At 73.2% G+C, this 14,861-nt stretch carries 14 protein-coding genes and 2 pseudogenes; 5 read left to right on the plus strand and 11 right to left on the minus strand.

Annotation, left to right across the window (positions count from 1 at the left end; genetic code table 11):
• The first annotated feature begins 574 nt into the window (after window positions 1-574).
• Window positions 575-985, plus strand: a complete 411-nt coding sequence (locus AC07FY_RS24175; protein ID WP_479009515.1) for a hypothetical protein — start codon at window positions 575-577, stop codon at window positions 983-985.
• 146 nt (window positions 986-1,131) lie between these two features.
• Here AC07FY_RS24175 and AC07FY_RS24180 read toward each other — a convergent pair.
• A pseudogene (locus tag AC07FY_RS24180) lies at window positions 1,132-1,433 on the minus strand (dienelactone hydrolase family protein); the annotation flags it as partial.
• Between the two features lie 475 nt (window positions 1,434-1,908).
• On the opposite strand from AC07FY_RS24180, the gene AC07FY_RS24185 reads away from it, so the two are divergent.
• The 3 genes from AC07FY_RS24185 to AC07FY_RS24195 all read left to right on the plus strand — a co-directional run bounded on the left by AC07FY_RS24185 (window position 1,909) and on the right by AC07FY_RS24195 (window position 4,395).
• Complete coding sequence (locus AC07FY_RS24185; RefSeq protein WP_479009745.1) at window positions 1,909-2,952, plus strand: aldo/keto reductase; 1,044 nt, start codon at window positions 1,909-1,911, stop codon at window positions 2,950-2,952.
• Window positions 2,953-3,339: 387 nt separating this feature from the next.
• A complete protein-coding gene (locus AC07FY_RS24190) occupies window positions 3,340-3,630 on the plus strand; it encodes a hypothetical protein (protein ID WP_479009518.1) in 291 nt (96 codons plus the stop codon).
• 54 nt (window positions 3,631-3,684) lie between these two features.
• Window positions 3,685-4,395 carry an AAA family ATPase gene (locus AC07FY_RS24195; protein ID WP_479009521.1) on the plus strand — a complete coding sequence of 237 codons (711 nt, stop codon included), beginning with the start codon at window positions 3,685-3,687 and terminating at the stop codon, window positions 4,393-4,395.
• Window positions 4,396-4,553: 158 nt separating this feature from the next.
• Here AC07FY_RS24195 and AC07FY_RS24200 read toward each other — a convergent pair whose 3' ends face one another.
• The 5 genes and pseudogenes from AC07FY_RS24200 to AC07FY_RS24220 all read right to left on the minus strand — a co-directional run.
• Window positions 4,554-5,477, minus strand: a complete 924-nt coding sequence (locus AC07FY_RS24200) for a hypothetical protein (RefSeq protein ID WP_479009524.1) — start codon at window positions 5,475-5,477, stop codon at window positions 4,554-4,556.
• Window positions 5,478-5,668: 191 nt separating this feature from the next.
• Window positions 5,669-6,598: a M15 family metallopeptidase gene (locus tag AC07FY_RS24205; RefSeq protein WP_479009527.1), complete on the minus strand. Its 930-nt coding sequence runs from the start codon at window positions 6,596-6,598 to the stop codon at window positions 5,669-5,671.
• A gap of 200 nt (window positions 6,599-6,798) precedes the next feature.
• Complete coding sequence (locus AC07FY_RS24210; protein ID WP_479009530.1) at window positions 6,799-7,374, minus strand: hypothetical protein; 576 nt, start codon at window positions 7,372-7,374, stop codon at window positions 6,799-6,801.
• A gap of 189 nt (window positions 7,375-7,563) precedes the next feature.
• Window positions 7,564-7,998, minus strand: coding sequence for a VOC family protein (locus AC07FY_RS24215; RefSeq protein WP_479009748.1), 435 nt, complete (start codon window positions 7,996-7,998; stop codon window positions 7,564-7,566).
• Window positions 7,999-8,046: 48 nt separating this feature from the next.
• Window positions 8,047-9,075: pseudogene (locus AC07FY_RS24220) on the minus strand (DMT family transporter); the annotation flags it as partial.
• Window positions 9,076-9,223: 148 nt separating this feature from the next.
• Between AC07FY_RS24220 and AC07FY_RS24225 the strand changes: the two are divergent.
• Entirely contained in the window at window positions 9,224-10,654 is a 1,431-nt protein-coding gene (locus AC07FY_RS24225) for an MFS transporter (protein WP_479009532.1), read from the plus strand.
• A 125-nt stretch (window positions 10,655-10,779) separates the two neighbouring features.
• On the opposite strand, the gene AC07FY_RS24230 is transcribed toward AC07FY_RS24225, so the two are convergent.
• From AC07FY_RS24230 to AC07FY_RS24250, 5 genes are all read right to left on the minus strand, one after another.
• Window positions 10,780-10,944 carry a hypothetical protein gene (locus tag AC07FY_RS24230; protein WP_479009535.1) on the minus strand — a complete coding sequence of 55 codons (165 nt, stop codon included), beginning with the start codon at window positions 10,942-10,944 and terminating at the stop codon, window positions 10,780-10,782.
• A gap of 316 nt (window positions 10,945-11,260) precedes the next feature.
• Window positions 11,261-11,926 carry a DUF4097 family beta strand repeat-containing protein gene (locus AC07FY_RS24235; protein ID WP_479009538.1) on the minus strand — a complete coding sequence of 222 codons (666 nt, stop codon included), beginning with the start codon at window positions 11,924-11,926 and terminating at the stop codon, window positions 11,261-11,263.
• Between the two features lie 228 nt (window positions 11,927-12,154).
• Window positions 12,155-12,589: an acyl-CoA carboxylase epsilon subunit gene (locus AC07FY_RS24240; RefSeq protein WP_479009541.1), complete on the minus strand. Its 435-nt coding sequence runs from the start codon at window positions 12,587-12,589 to the stop codon at window positions 12,155-12,157.
• 334 nt (window positions 12,590-12,923) lie between these two features.
• A complete protein-coding gene (locus AC07FY_RS24245) occupies window positions 12,924-13,106 on the minus strand; it encodes a DUF5302 domain-containing protein (RefSeq protein WP_479009543.1) in 183 nt (60 codons plus the stop codon).
• Window positions 13,107-13,210: 104 nt separating this feature from the next.
• Window positions 13,211-14,797 (minus strand): MFS transporter, encoded by a 1,587-nt coding sequence (locus AC07FY_RS24250; RefSeq protein WP_479009546.1) that lies wholly within the window; start codon window positions 14,795-14,797, stop codon window positions 13,211-13,213.
• Window positions 14,798-14,861 lie beyond the last annotated feature (64 nt).

The raw sequence follows: 14,861 nt of genomic DNA on the forward strand, positions 1-14,861 counted from the left end.
CGGACAGCAACTGGAACCCGTACGAGGACAACTAAGTGTACCCCCACCCCCTCCCCCCCCTCCCCCCCCCTCCCCCCCCCCCCCCCCCCCCCCCCCCCCCCCCCCCCCCCCGACCCGCAGGGCGACGAGAGGAGACATCCCGCATGCGGTGGTGGCGGTGGGCGGTGCGGGAGGCTCGCGAAGCCCGGGCGGCCCGCCGTCAGCGCACTGCGCGCGCCCGGGACGGAGCGCCTGCACGCGATCCAGGCGCTGAAGGCCGCTGGGGCGGCCGTCCCGGCCTGGGCCGTCGCCGGCTGGTGGTGGGAGGCGCCGATGGCGATCATGGCGCCTTGGTCCGCGGAGCTCCTCGTACGCTCCACCGTCCACCAGTCCGTGCGCTGCTCCGGGCAGCAGTTCCTCGCTATCCCCTTGGGCACCGTCACGGCCGCGCCGGCAGCACGCTCACCGGGAACACCCGCCGCCGGGGGCCGAACGCCGTCGGGCCGAGCGCCGTCGCGGAGTGGACCGGCCGGGTGGGGTGGTCCGGGGAGTGGGACGGGTGTCTGGGGCGGAGCGCGGGGGGCAGGTGCGGGGCATGACCGATTTCGCTGCGAACACAACGAGTAGCTACTACGTCACCGTCCACGGAGAGCGGTTCACCTGTGCGGAGGTGACCGGCCTGGGTCCCCAGGGTGACCTCGGGCTGCCGGGGCAGGAGCTGACGCTCACCCTGGACGACTGCGTGCTGACCGATGTCCCGCGGGCGCACGCGTGGGCCCTGTCGACGCAGGACCCGGCGGCGCCGGCGGACGACGCGGCCGTGGCGGACCACGTCAAGATCGAGGAGATGACGGTCGGGGAGACGACGCCCCGCACGACGTGGTACCTCCACGATGTCAGGGCGGACGCCGTGGCCGAGCCGAGCACGACGGCGTCCAACCACGAGACGCGCATCACGCGGCTCACCGTGCACGCCGCGAAGATCTCGCCGACCCTGCCGGATTAGCCGACGCCGGCGCCGTCGTCGGCTCGTCCTCGGCGCCGTCGTCGGTGACCATGGCGAGCGAGTCGGCCACCGCCCCCGGACGGCTCGCGTCGGTGTCGGCCCGCGTCGACGTCGGCGCGCGCCGGTGTCGGCTCGCCGGAGGGCGGCTCGCCGGGCAGGGCCGCGGCGGTGCGGGTCGCCAGGAGGCCGCTCACGCAGTAGCCGGTCACGGCGACCGCTCCGGCGGCGACCTCGGGCCGGGTGGTGAGGAAGTCGAGGTAGGCGTCGGCGTCGCTCAGGGGCCGTGCGGTGGTGTGCGCCTGGATCAAGGGCATCAGCCGGGCGAGGATCGCGGGCCGGGCTTCTGCTCCGATGTGGTCGGGAAGCTCGACGACGGGGGCCGGGCCGTGCCGGTAGAGAAGTTGGGGACGAGGACGTAGTAGCCGTGCCCGGCCAGTTCGCGGGCCATCTCCCGCAGCACGGGCCGGATGCCGAAGCCGCCGGCTTACGTCAGTACCCCCGGGTGCCGCCCGTCCCCCTCGGGGAAGGCGGCGAAGGCGTCGGCACGGCCGGACGCGGTGGGGATGTGGAGCATCGTGGTGGGCATGGGTCTCCTGTCGTGGTGGTCGTATCGAACTGCGGTCGACACGACAGGAGGCGGAGCCCGTGGGGCGGTGCCGGTACTTGTGCCCGGCAGCGGGCGGACTCCCGCCCGTGCGGCGCTCAGAGGAGCGCCGGGTCGCCGATCCGTGTGTGGCGCGAGGCCGTCCCGGTGGTCATCACCGCCCGACCCAGCCGATCGCAAAGGGATCGGCGCCTGAGGTGCGCGCGTCCGCCCCGCTGCCGTCGGCCGCCTCGCGTAGCCCCTCGGTGCGCTCCTTGCACGGCGGTGGTGGGGCTTGTGCTGGAGTGCGCTCGAAGTCGTAGGGTCCGGCGGTATGACGATGCGATACAGGTTCCTGGGGGGCACGGGCCTCGAGGTGAGCGTGCAGTGCCTGGGCACGATGATGTTCGGGGCGGTGGGGAATCCCGACCACGAGGATTGCGTACGGATCATCCACGCGGCGTTGGACGCCGGCATCAACTTCGTGGACACCGCGGACATGTACTCGGCCGGTGAGTCCGAGGTCATCGTGGGGAAGGCGCTGCGCGGAAGGCGGCGGGAGGAGGTCGTGCTCGCAACCAAGGGGCACTTCCCGATGGGTGAGGGGCGGGGCCGCGGTGGCAACTCGCGGCGTTGGCTGACCCGGGCGGTGGAGGACAGCCTGACCCGGCTGGGCACCGACGTGATCGACCTCTACCAGGTGCACCGGCCGGACCCGCGGACGGATATCGAGGAGACCCTCGGTGTGCTGGGGGACCTGGTGCGGGCGGGCAAGATCCGGGCCTTCGGCTGCTCCACCTTCCCGGCCGAGGAGATCGCCGAGGCGCACCACGTGTCCGAGCGGCGCGGCCTGGCGCGGTTCCGGACCGAGCAGCCGCCGTATTCGATCCTGGCGCGTGGGGTGGAGAAGGACGTGCTGCCGGTGGCCCGGCGGTACGGCATGGGGGTGCTGACCTGGAGTCCGCTCGCCTCGGGGTTCCTCAGCGGGAGGTACCGGGACGGCCGGGAGGTCGACCTGACACGCGGCCGGGCGGCGCTGACGCCGGCGCGGTTCGATCCGGCGGTGCCGGGGAACGCGGCGAAGCTGGCGGCCGCCGGTGAACTGATCGAGGTGGCGGAGGAGTTCGGCTGCACGCTGCCGGAGCTGGCGGTGGCGTTTCCGCTGGTGCACCCGGCGGTCACCTCGGTGATCATCGGGCCGCGAACCCTGGAGCAGCTGGAGTCCCTGGTGAAGGGGGTGTCGGTGGTGCCCGACGACGCGACCCTGGACCGGATCGACGCGATCGTGCCGCCGGGCACCAACCTGTACCACCCCGACGGCGTGTGGCGGCCCGTCGCCCTGACCGATCCGGCCTTGCGCCGCCGGCCCGTCGCGGAGCGCTGAGTCCGGCCCGTCCCGGCGGGCTCACGGGCGTCGCCCAGCGCGCAGCCGGATGGGTGGAGGGCGCTCGGTCTCCACACGGTGGTCCTGGCCGGCGCCGTGGTGCACGCCGTGCTGCTCCGGGCGCCCGTACGCACCGTGATGCGCCACCGGCGGGCACGATCTCGCCGTCGGCGCTCCCGCGGGGCGGGCAGCGCCCTGGTGGGGAGGGGCGTACCGACCCAGGAGGGACCACCGTGACGACCGCCCCGGGGCCCCCCTGCGGAGTGCCCCCGATGCCCGAGCGCAGCATTCCGGTGTTGCGTGCCGCCATCGCCGCGCACACCCCCGATCTGCTGCCCGACTTCGAGGCCGGGTGGCGGGCCAAGGTCGCCGACACCTACGACATCGGTGCCGCGCCCGCGTTCCTGGCCCGCCAAGACCGCCTCGGGGTACCGCGACAGCCTCCCCCGGTCCCTCAGGGACCTGGTCGTCGAGGCGGTGGTCGAGCTGCTGTCCTCCCGCCACCCGTACCGGGACCACGACCTCGACACGTCGAAGGTCACGGTCGAACCCCGCTCCACGCAGCCGCGCGGCCCGCACGTCCTGAACTTCGACCACAACCGCGGCTGGCTCCGCTACACCTTCATCCGGCGCGCCGCCGAGCCGCAGATCGTGATCGAAAACGTCTTCTGGCAGTAGGGGCGCTCCCCCGCTGCGGTTCGCCGAGTGCCGGCCTGTGGGAGACTCGGGGCAATGATCATCGAACGTGCGTACGCACACGCGGCCTCCGGCGAACGGGCCGAGTGGCCCTGGTCCGTGCCCTGCGTGCAAGCGCTGCTGGAGGACGGGCTGCGGTTCACCGCTCCCGTCACCTTCGTGGTCGGGGAGAACGGTTCGGGCAAGTCCACCCTGGTCGAGGCCCTGGCGGAGGGCTTCGGGCTGGACTCCTGGGGCGGTTCGCACGACTGGCGGTATGCGAGCCACCGGCAGAAGTCGGAACTGGGTGAGCGGATCCGCTTCGACGCGGCCGCGCGCGGGCGGCACATGATGGCCGACTGGGCAGCCCGCCGGGGTTTCTTCCTGCGCGCCGAGACGGCGCTGAACGCCCTGGAGCGGGAAGGGTTCGCGCCGGACTCGGTCAGTCACGGCGAAGGCTTCCTCGCCGCGTTTCGGGGCAAGTTCCTCCGGCCGGGCCTGTACGTGATGGACGAGCCCGAGGCCGCGCTGTCGTTCGCTTCGTGCCTGGAGCTGCTCGGCCATATCGACCAGCTGGTCAAGAACGGCGGCCAGGTCGTCTGCGCCACCCACTCCCCGCTGCTGACCGCCCTGCCGGGAGCGGACATCATCGAGGTCGGCGAGCACGGCATGCGCCGGGTGGCGTGGCGCGAGCTCGCCCTGGTCGACCACTGGCGCCGCTACCTCGCCGATCCGCAGTCCTATCTGCGGCACGTCCTGGAGGACTGACGGGGACGGCCTGCGCCGGCTGACGGGGGCGGCCGTCGACGCGGGTGGCGGGGGCGCGGGTGGCGGCGGCGCGGGGCGTGTCGCCGGTCGCCCGCCGGATCGCCGGGGACGGGTCGGGCTCGTGGCTCAGGCTTCGATCGGCTCAGGCTTCGATCCGCTCAAGCTTCGATCCGTATCCAGGTGTCGCCGCCGCGGATCCAGAGAACACCGTCGCGGCCCTGTACGCAGCGCATGGTCACCGGCTCCGGCAGTCGCAGCTGTTCACGAGCGGTGATCACCCAGACATCGTCGACGAGCTCCGCGTGGTTCAGTTCGACACCGGGACGGCCCCGGAACCGGTGGCTGAGGAGCATCCGGGTGCCGCGGACGGCGATGCCGTCGGTGTCCCTCGAGGGGTGGCGGTAGCTGGTGATGCCGCCGGTGGCGGGATCGACCCGGGACAGGAAGGAGCCTTCGTGGCTGTACCAGCCGAGCCAGGCCACGTCCTCCTCGGTGGTGCCCGCGATCCCGCCGAGGGGCAGTACGGGGAGCCGTCCCCGTCCCAGGGGGCCCCAGGTCCAGGTGCCGTCGGTGTCCCAGCGGGCCACACCCTCACTGGACGCGGGGTGGCTTCCATGCACGCCTTCGTCGCCGTGCGAGGTCCAGATGCCGCCGTCACGGTCGGTGATGACGTAGTCGATGTCGACGCCGATGCAGATGTGACTCATCGGATATCCCCCGGGGGAGTACACCACCGCGTTGCTCTCCCAGGCCCCGGTCTCGTCCTGGCGTGTCCGGGATGACACCAGCAGGAACCGTGACCACGAGAGCAGGGCCAGGTGGCCGGTGCTCGCGGTGATGCCGGTTACCCGGGTGCGGTGTTCCACCCCGTCCGAGACCACCACCAGGACGCCGTCGCACGGAGCCACCACGCGCCATCCGACCCAACCCCTGACGTACGGGGAACGGTGGAGGTTCCGCTGGTGGACGAGCATCACCGCGAGTTCACCGCTCGGTCCGACGGTCCACCACAGGGCCCGCCATCCGGCTCGGGCGTCCTCGGGGGGCAGGCTCCACACGACAGGCAGATCGCCGGGCGTCATCGGCACACCTTTTGGACTCCAAGCCCCAACGGCACCCGAAGAGACGAATGGTACCGGTGCCCTGGCGTGCCATCGGGTGGAGGTACGGCCGGATGTTCGACCGTGTCGGTCCCGGCGGGGTGGGCACGAGAGGGGCATGACCCTTCTGTTGCTTCTCCTGCTGCCGCTCGGACTGGCTCTCGTGCTGCTCGCTACCGGTGAGACGCATCCTCACGGTCGGCATCGACAAGGCCGGTGAGTGCGGGGCCGGCGCCGGCGTCGGCAGCTCGCTCGTCTGATGGAATGCCGCCCCGGTGCGGGCCGGGCCTGCGGACGGGGAAGTCGAAGTAGGCGTCCGGGAAGGGTTCGTCGCGCAGGGTGTAGTGCCACCACTCCTGCGGCAGGTTCGTGAACCCGGCCGCTTCGAGGGTGCTCTTCAGGAGCAGGCGGTGCGACCTCTGCTCGCCCCGGATGCGCGGGTCGAGGGTGTGGGAGAGGGTGTCGAAGCAGTCGTAGCCGGTGCCCATGTCCACGGAGTCGTCGGGCGCGCGGTCGGCCTGGGCGGCGTAGCAAGGGGTGAGCGGCCGGTCCGGGTCGTAGGGCGGCGTGGGGCGGGCGGGGAGCTCGACCAGGGTGAGGTCGACGGTGCTGCCCCGGCTGTGGCCGGAGCGCTCGGCGATGTAGCCGTCCTCGAAGAGCCGGGCCTTGTCGACCCGCGGGTAGAACTCGTCCTTCATGACCTGGTCGTCGAGGTCCTTGGCCCAGGTGACGAAGTGGTCGACGGAGCGCTGCGGGCGGTAGCAGTCGTAGACCTTGAGGGAGTACCCCTGGCGCAGGAGGGTGCGCTGGGCGCGGTGCAGGGCGCGGGCCGCGGGCCGGGTGAGGACGCAGGTGGGCTGCAGGTAGCCGTTGATCGGCTCGCCGACGAAGTTGTTCGGTGTGTGGTAGCGGATCTCCTGGCGGATGGTCGGGTCGATGTCGCGCAGTGCGACGAACGCCGTGGGCGGGGCGGGCGGCGTGGGCGGCGTGGACGCGGGGGCCGCGGCGGACACCGTGAGGGCGACCGCGGCGGACAGGGCGGCCGCGCGTGCGGCACGGGCAAGGGCGGGCAGGAAGGGGGCGGGCGTCAAGGGGGCGGGCATCCTTCCATTGAGCCTCGCGGCGGCGGGACTTGGCCAGTCGACCCCCCGGTTCCGGGTCGGGTTCCGGCCGGCGTGGCCGTGCCGTCCGGCGTGCGCCGCCCGAACGCGGGGCCTTGCGGGGCCCCTACCGGTGAGCGCTGAGCCGCGGCCGGTGCGCCGTCCGGCCGCGGCTCCTCCTCCCCCGGGCAGGTCCGCCCCCGTCAGCGGCGAGCCGGCGCGGGCAGGTGCGCCGGGTCGGCCTCCGTGGGGTGCCAGGCGTCGCCCGCGGCGCGGGCCAGGCCGGCGCCGGCGAGGGCGCGCAGGTGCCGGACGACGGTGGGGGTCGTGAAACCGGCCCGCGTGCTCAGGTCCGCCACGGACGCACCGGCCGGTCCCGACTCCCGCAGGGCCTGCCAGGTGCGCGCCGCGGGCAGGCCGAGGCCGCCGGAGCGCACCGGGAGGGCGAACAGCGGGGCGGGCGGCTGCATCTGACGGGCCTGCGGTACGGCGGTGGCCGACGCCGGGGCCAGACCTGCGGGGGACGGCTCCGGTGCCGCGGAGGGGCGGGGGGTGCCGGCGACGCGCGCCGTCTCCTGTTCCGCTCCGTGGCGCGGGGGCTCGTACCGGCGCCAGATCTCGTCCGGGGCCCGGAGCGGTTCCGCGGTGCGCGCGGCAGGTGGCGCAGCCGTCCGGTGGGTGCGGGGGGAGGTGCCGGGCAGGCGCAGGGGCGTCCGGCCCACCGGCCGCGGTGTCCGGTTCACCTCGCGGTGCTTGCGGCCCTTCTGACGGCGGCTCATCCGCGTCCCGTCCTTTCCTCGGCGGCGATGACACGGAGAGAACGAGTGAACGGCCTTCAGGTGATCATCAGCCGCCGCGAACGGGGACAGGGGGGCACCGTCGGCGTCGGTGCGCGTGCTCCCTCGGCAGGGCCGCCCCGGCCGTCGGCCGGGGCGGCGGGGCATCGGGGCGGCGGGGCGGCGGGGGCGTCAGTCGAGGCAGAATTCGTTGCCCTCGACGTCCTGCATCACCAGGCAGGACTCGTTGTGGTCGTCGGCGGGCAGGAGGCGTACGCGAGTGGCGCCGAGCGCGGTCAGGCGGGTGCATTCGGCTTCGAGTGCGGCCAGGCGCTCCTCGCCCACGAGCCCGGCGGCGACCCGTACGTCGAGGTGGAGCCGGTTCTTGACGGTCTTGCCCTCGGGGACGCGCTGGAAGAACAGGCGAGGGCCCGCGCCCGTGGGGTCGACGCAGGCGAACGCCGAACCCTGGCGGTCGGGGGGCAGGGCGCGGTCGAAGTCGTCCCAACTGGCGTAGCCCTCGGGGGGCGGTGGGACGACGTACCCCAGCACCTCGCACCAGAAGCGGGCGACGCGCTCGGGGTTCGCGCAGTCGAAGGTGATCTGGACCTGCCTGATCGACGCCATGGGTCCATCGTAGGGGTGGGAAGGGTGGGAGAGGTGGGAGAGGTGGGGGCCCGGGCCGCGTCCGGGGGCGGGGCGTCTGCGGGAGAGGGCGACGCCGGCCAGGCAGATCGCGCCGCCGAGGAGGGTGAGCGCGGCCGGCACCTCGCCCAGAACCGGCCAGGCGATGAGGACGACAAGGGCGGGCACGGCGTAGGTGGTCGCGCCCATCCGGCCCGCGGTCGTCCTGGAGAGGGCGTACGTCCAGGTGCTGAAGGCCAGCGCGGTCGGGAAGAGGCCCAGGTAGACCATGTTCAGGGTGGCGGTCAGCGGTGCTTCGGGGAGCCGGGTCAGCAGCTGCCAGGCGAAGGGGAGGGTGACGGCGGTGCCGACGAAGCAGCCGTACGAGGTCACCTGCAGCGGCGTCGCGTGCGTCAGGGCGGGCTTCTGCGCGACCACCCCGGCGCCGTAGGCGAGCGCGGCCAGCAGGCAGAGCAGGACGCCGCCGAGGGAGGCGCCGCCGCCGTCGGAGGTGGACAGGCCCACGAGGACGGCGCCGGTGAAGGACACGGCCATGCCGGCGAGCAGCATCGGCGGGAAGCCCTCCTTGAGCAGCCATCCGCTGAGCAGGGCGATCACCAGCGGGCCGATGTTCACGACCATGGCCGCGGTGCCGGCGTCCACGCCCTGCTCGCCCCAGTTCAGCGCCACCATGTACAGGCCGAACCACAGGACTCCGGAGGTGAGGATGCCGGGCCATGCCCGCCGGGGTGGGAGCGGAACGCGTTTGACGGCCAGGACGGCCGCGAGGGCGAGGGAGGCCGTGAGAAGGCGTCCGAGGGCGAGTGCTCCGGGGGCGTAGTGCGGGGCGGCCGCGCGGATGGAGACGAACGCCGAGGCCCACAGCAGCACCGTGACGGCCGCGGCGGCGAGGGCACGGCGGTCGGGGACGCGACCGTCCGGGGCCCGGTGGTCGGCGGCGGGGGCCGTCGCCGGGCGGGTGGTCGGGTGCGCGGCGCCCGGGCCGTCGCCGCGGGGCGGACTGCCCGGGCCGTCGGTGGGGGGCGGGGTGGTGGGCGGGGGGCCGGCCTGGTGATCCATGAGCGCAACGTACTCACCGCCCCCCGCGGCTGCCCACCGCGTTTTCGGGGCCCGCCGACGGCGGTCGCCTCCGGTCCGGCTCCGTGGGCTCTCGAGGGGGTGGCGGGACACTGTCGGCAATCCGTTTGCCGTGTTCAGGAGGCTGGCCATGTCCGCGCCCGTGCTCGAACCGCGCGTGGCGGCACCGCCCGTGCCCAGGACCCGGCGGCCCCGGCCGGGCCTCGCCCTCGCCGTCATCGCCTCCTGCAACGCGATGATCCAGCTCGACGACGCCATCGTGAACATCGCCCTGCCCGGCATGCGCGCCGACCTCGGGCTGTCGGACGTCGGCTCGTCCTGGGTGCTCAACGCCTACCTGCTCGCCTTCGGCGGTCTGCTGCTGCTCGGCGGGAGGGCCGGGGACATCCTCGGGCGCCGCCGGGTGTTCCTCACCGGCGTGGCCCTGTTCACCGCGGCGGCCGCGGTGCGCGGGCTCGCCTCCGGTGTGGAGGTGCTGACCGCGATCCGGGTGGTGCAGGGGATCGGGGCGGCGCTGGCCGCGCCGAGCGGACTCGCCCTGGTGCTGAGCATGTTCGAGGAGGGGGCGCCGCGCAAGCGGGCCATCGCCGTGTGCACGGCGGCCGGGGCGGTCAGTACGGCCGGCGGCCTGCTGCTGGCCGGAACGCTGTCCAGTCTGAGTTCCTGGCGCTGGGAACTGCTGCTGAACGTTCCGCTCGGGTTGCTGATCCTGGTGCTCGGGCCGGTCGCGATCACCGAGACGCGCCGCAATCCGGGCCGGTTCGACGTGGCGGGCGCGCTGCTGTCGGCGGTGGGCGCGGCCGCCCTGGTGTACGGGCTGGCGCGAGCGGCCGAGCAGGGCCTGGGCGACGTGCGGGCGCTGGTGTGCGTGGCGTGCGCCGTGGGGCTGTTCGCGGTGTTCGCGGGGGTCGAACGGCGGGCCGAGCGTCCGATCGTCTCGCTGCACCTGTTCCGGTCCCGCAACCGGGTCCTCGCGTACGTGGGGACGCTGGCCGTGCCGGGTTCGGTCATGGGCGCGTACTTCTTCCTGAACCGCTACTTCCAGCAGGAGGCGGGCTACGGCCCGCTGGGCGCCGCGGTCGCGCTGACGCCGCTCGCGGTGACGATGGCGGTCATGGCGTGGGCGGCGGTACGGCTGGAGCGCCTGCTGGGGCCGCGCTACCTGATGGCCGGGGGCGCCGCCCTGCTGCTGACCGGCAACCTGTGGCTGTCGCGGCTGGCGCCGGGCTCCTCCTACGCTGAGGGGATCCTGCCGCCGCTGCTCCTGCTGGGCGCGGGCATGGCGTGCTGCGTGATCCCGCCGACGGTGCTGGCGACGTCGGGGCTGCGGCGGGGGGAGGCCGGTGCGGCCTCCAGCATGCTCAACGCCGTGCAGACGCTGGGCGGTTCGCTGGGTCTGGCGATGCTGGTGGCGGTGGCCTCGCGCTCGGGGATGTCCCTGGGCTTCACGGCGGGCGCGGTGTGCGCGGGTCTCGCGCTGGTGGCCGCGCTGATGATCCGGCCCGGTGCGGGTGCGGGTGCCGGTACAGGTTCGGTGGCTGGGGTCGGGGCCGGGGTCTGACGCCCCGGGCCCTCGGGGCCCGTGCGCTCTGTACGGGCATGCGCAACTGCCGGGCGCGGTAGGCGCGGTACGGGGGCGGTAGTGCGGGGTGCGGGCGAACAGTTCGGCGAGCAGTTCGGAGCCGATCACCAGGGGGCCGGGCGGTGACCGGAGGGCTGCGTGCCGGTCAGCTCGCGCACCAGAAAGTCCCGGCAGTGTCCCCGGACGCAGCCCAGACAGTCGATGAACGTGTGCTCGGCGCCGGGGACGACGAGCGGTTCGAAGTCCTTGCCGGCGGCTATGAGGGGCACCGCCAGTGCGCGTCGAACGCGGCGGACGCGTGGGACTCCAGACCGTCCTGGGCCGTTCGAAGGCCGCGAGCGGCAGGGCGCCGGGGTCGACGTGCCGTCCGGAGGTGGCGGCCGGCGCGGCGGCCGGCCGGTGGTGGTCGAAGGCCGGCTCGCGGGTGCCCGCCGCCGGGTCGACCGTACGAACCGGCTGCCGGCGCCGTCCCTCACGGAGTACCGGAACCGGGCGCCCCCGACCACCAGTACGGCACCGGCCCGGTCCGCTGACGAGTTCGCCGAGGTGCTCGTGCGCGTTCCCCTTCCCGGTTCGGACGCCGGGTCAGAGGCTGCGGGCGGTGATGTCGCCCTGGGTGGTGGTGGCGTGGATGGTCAGGTCGGCGGTGCCCGCGGTGTTCATGAGGGCGTTGTCGATCCGGCCGAGGGCGGTGGCGGCGTCCAGGGAGGCGCTGACTCCGCGGGCGGCGCCGACCGACACGTCACCGGCCTCGGTGCGCAGTACGAGCGTGCCGCGGACGGCCTCGGTGATCCGGATGTCGCCCTGGGCGGTGCTGACCTCCGCGGGGCCGCCGAGGCGGCCGACCGCGATGTCACCGGCGAGGAGGGTGAGGTGGGCGCTCGCGGTCTCGTCGAGCTTGACCGAGCCCTGGGAGCCCTCGAAGGTGACGTCGCCGAGGCGTCCGACGCCGCGCAGTTCGGCGGCGGACGCCCGGGCCTCGACGCGGGAGCCGGCGGGCAGCCGGACGGTCACCTCGACGGCGCCGGAGCTGCCGAGGAGCTGGTGGCCCGCCGGGACCGCGATCCGCAGCACCTGATCGGCGTACGCCACCTCGGTCCGCTCCGCCGCCTTCACGTCGCGGGCCTTCGAGGCGTCCGCGGGGAGGACCTCGACCGTGGTGTCGGACCGGTCGGCCGCGATGAACCGGATAAGGCCGGCGGGGATGTCGAGGACGGCGGAGACGGGGGCGGGGGTGTCGAACTTCTGCATGGTCTTCTCCTGGCTACGACTGACTGCCGGACTGTTTCCGACAGGAGAAAAGCTACGTAGCCTTTCCGTCTTCGGCAACAACTTCGTTGCACGAGATGGATATAAGACCAGGTAGAAGCGTGTTTTTCATTGCAATAGGTTGCGCTTTCAATGCAACAGGCGACGGTCGACCGTTGCATTGAGTGCAGCGTGAAGGCTCCGCCGGGGGCGACGGGGGCACGGGTGGCGTCAGGAGGCCCAGGCACCCGGGGGGCGGAACTGCGGGCACGGCGCGTGCGGGAGCCTGCGGGCGCTCGGGGCGGCGGGTTCGGGCTGCCGGTCCTCGTGGAGCCGGCGGAGCCGGGCCGTGAGCAGGACGGCGAGGGCGGCGGTCTCCTCGACCGTGGGATTGCCCCGGGAGATCCGGATGGAGGCCATCGCGAGGGCCAGCGAGGAGTCCTCGACGGCGGCGGCCCGGCGAGGCCCCCGGCGCGGCTCCCGGCCTGCATCCTGATCCGACGCCCGGCCTGGCTCCTGGCGGTTCGGGCGGTCCACGCCCACGCCGACCGGGCCGTCGGCGGCGGCCGGACCGTCTGCGGCGGGCGGCGGAGCGGGACGGTCCCCCGCCGGGGTGCCGCCCACCGCGGGGGCGGTCAACAGCGGACGTTCCTCGACGATGATCACGGGCAACCCCTTTCGACGCGGTCGCGCCGGGAAGCACCCGGCGCCGGACACTCCAGGTTCGGCCCGGGCGCTACAGCCCGGCTCGGATTCCGCACGGGAATGCCTGCGGACCGCCCCGAAACCGCATGTGATCATGGCCGGAATGCAACACTCCGGGTCAATTGCCCCAGTGAAACACAAGCTGGAAACCAGAGATATCCGAGCACCACGCGAGCGAGCCGCGAGCGATACTCAAGTGAATAGTCGAACGAATGGAGCAGGAAACGCAAAAGGTCGCCGCGGTCCATTCCAGTGGAATGGACCGCGGCGACCCGGAGAGATGAGACAGACTGGTTCAGCCGGTCTTCCTGCGGAAATACCGCTTCTGACCGGAGGAACCGCTCATGTTCTTCACCTTCATACGGCCCTCTTCGTGAGCCGTGCGGGCGCGCGATGCGTTGGACTTGCGCTCCAGTGCAGCGCGAAACCTTTCCTTGGCATCTTCTGCAACGCCACTGTCGAACGACTTGTCAGTCATACATACCTCCTGCAATCAATCGACAGAAAAAGTCTGACATAGAATTCCCGGAATGACGACCCCGCATTCGCGCTCCCGCGCAAGGGAATTGGCCAATGCGCGGATCAGGGAGAGTCAAGGAGCAGCCGGTCCTTCGCGGCGGGCGGCGGCGTCTGCGCGGAGGGCTGCGGTGCGGCCCCCGGGGCGGTCTCCGCGGTGGTCTCCTCCGCCGCGTCCCGAGGGGTCTTCGAGGCGGGCAGGAGGGGGCTGAGGAGGGCGACGAGCGCGAAGACGGCGACGTTGTACCAGAGCGTCACGGAGGTCGCGTGGCTGAAGGTGTCGGCGCGGCCGGCGCCCGTGGCCCCGTCGTCCGTGAGGCTGAAGAAGATGACGCCGACGATGGCGATGCCCGCCGCCGTGCCGAACTGGATGACGGCGTTGACCACGCCGGAGCCGGCTCCCGCGTCCTGGGGCGGGATGTCGCCGAGCACCACGTTGGTCAGGATCGGCGAGCACAGGCCCATGCCGAGGCCGACGACGAGTTCGGCTCCGGCGACGTGGTACCAGGCGATGTCCGCGCCCCGGCCGGACACCGCGAGGATCATGGCGAGGGTGCCGAGCGTCATGACCGAGGTGCCGATCGCGACGAACGCGCGGCCGTTGGCGGTGCCCTTGCGCCAGGCGATCTGGAAGGTCGCCATGATGCCGATCGGGAACGCCACCGTGACCAGCGCGGTGCGCAGCGCGGACCAGTCGAGCCCGAGCTGCATGTGGTAGGTGAGCACCAGGAAGAACGAGGTGATGCCGGAGAAGGCCAGCATGACGACGACCACGCCGACCCGGAACGAGCGGTGGGCGAAGAGCGTCGGCGGGACCAGCGCGGACGCGTCGCGGCGGTGCCGGCGGCCCTGCTGGACGCCGAAGGCGACGAAGAGCAGCGCGGAGGCGGCGGCCAGCGCGAACATCCAGGTCGGCCAGCCTTCTTCGCGGCCCTGGACCAGCGGGTACATCAGGCCCAGCGAGGCCAGCGTGACGAGGACGACGCCGGTGATGTCCAGCCGTGGTGACCGGTCGGACCTGCTCTCGGGCATCGTCCAGGCGGCCAGGGCGATGGCGAGGATCCCGAAGGGGATGTTGACGAAGAAGATCGAGCGCCAGCCCAGGCCGAAGAGGTCGAGGTCGGTCAGGACGCCGCCGAGCAGGGGGCCGCTGACGCCGCCCAGTCCGAGGACCGCGCCCATCAGGGAGAAGGCGACGACCCATTCCTTCTGGTCGAACATCGTCATGATGACGGACATCACCTGGGGCACCATGAGGGCCGCCGTCAGGCCCTGCATGAGGCGGCCGCCGACGAGCATGCCCGGGGTGGTGGCCAGGCCGCACACGGTGGAGGCGAGGGTGAAGCCGAGCACGCCGGTGATGAACAGCCGCTTGCGGCCGTAGATGTCGCCGAGCCGGCCGCCGGTGATGAGGAAGACGGCGAAGGCGAGGGCGTAGCCGGCCAGCGTCCACTGGGCGGTGGCGAACTCGGCGTGCAGGTCTTCCTGGATCGCCGGCAGGGCGACCGTGACGATCGTCGCGTCGACGTTGTCGAGGAAGGCGGCGAGGAGGACGACGGCGAGCGCGACCCACCGGCGCCGGGACGCGGTTGCGGGGGGCGTCGGGGCGGCCGTGGCGGCCGCCACGGGCTCCGGCGGGGTGGACGATGACACGTGATCAACTCCTGGGAGCGGGGGCGGGAGCGGTCAGGGGGCGGGGCGGGAGCGTTCGGGGGGC

It is taken from the genome of Streptomyces sp. NPDC045967, assembly GCF_056430495.1.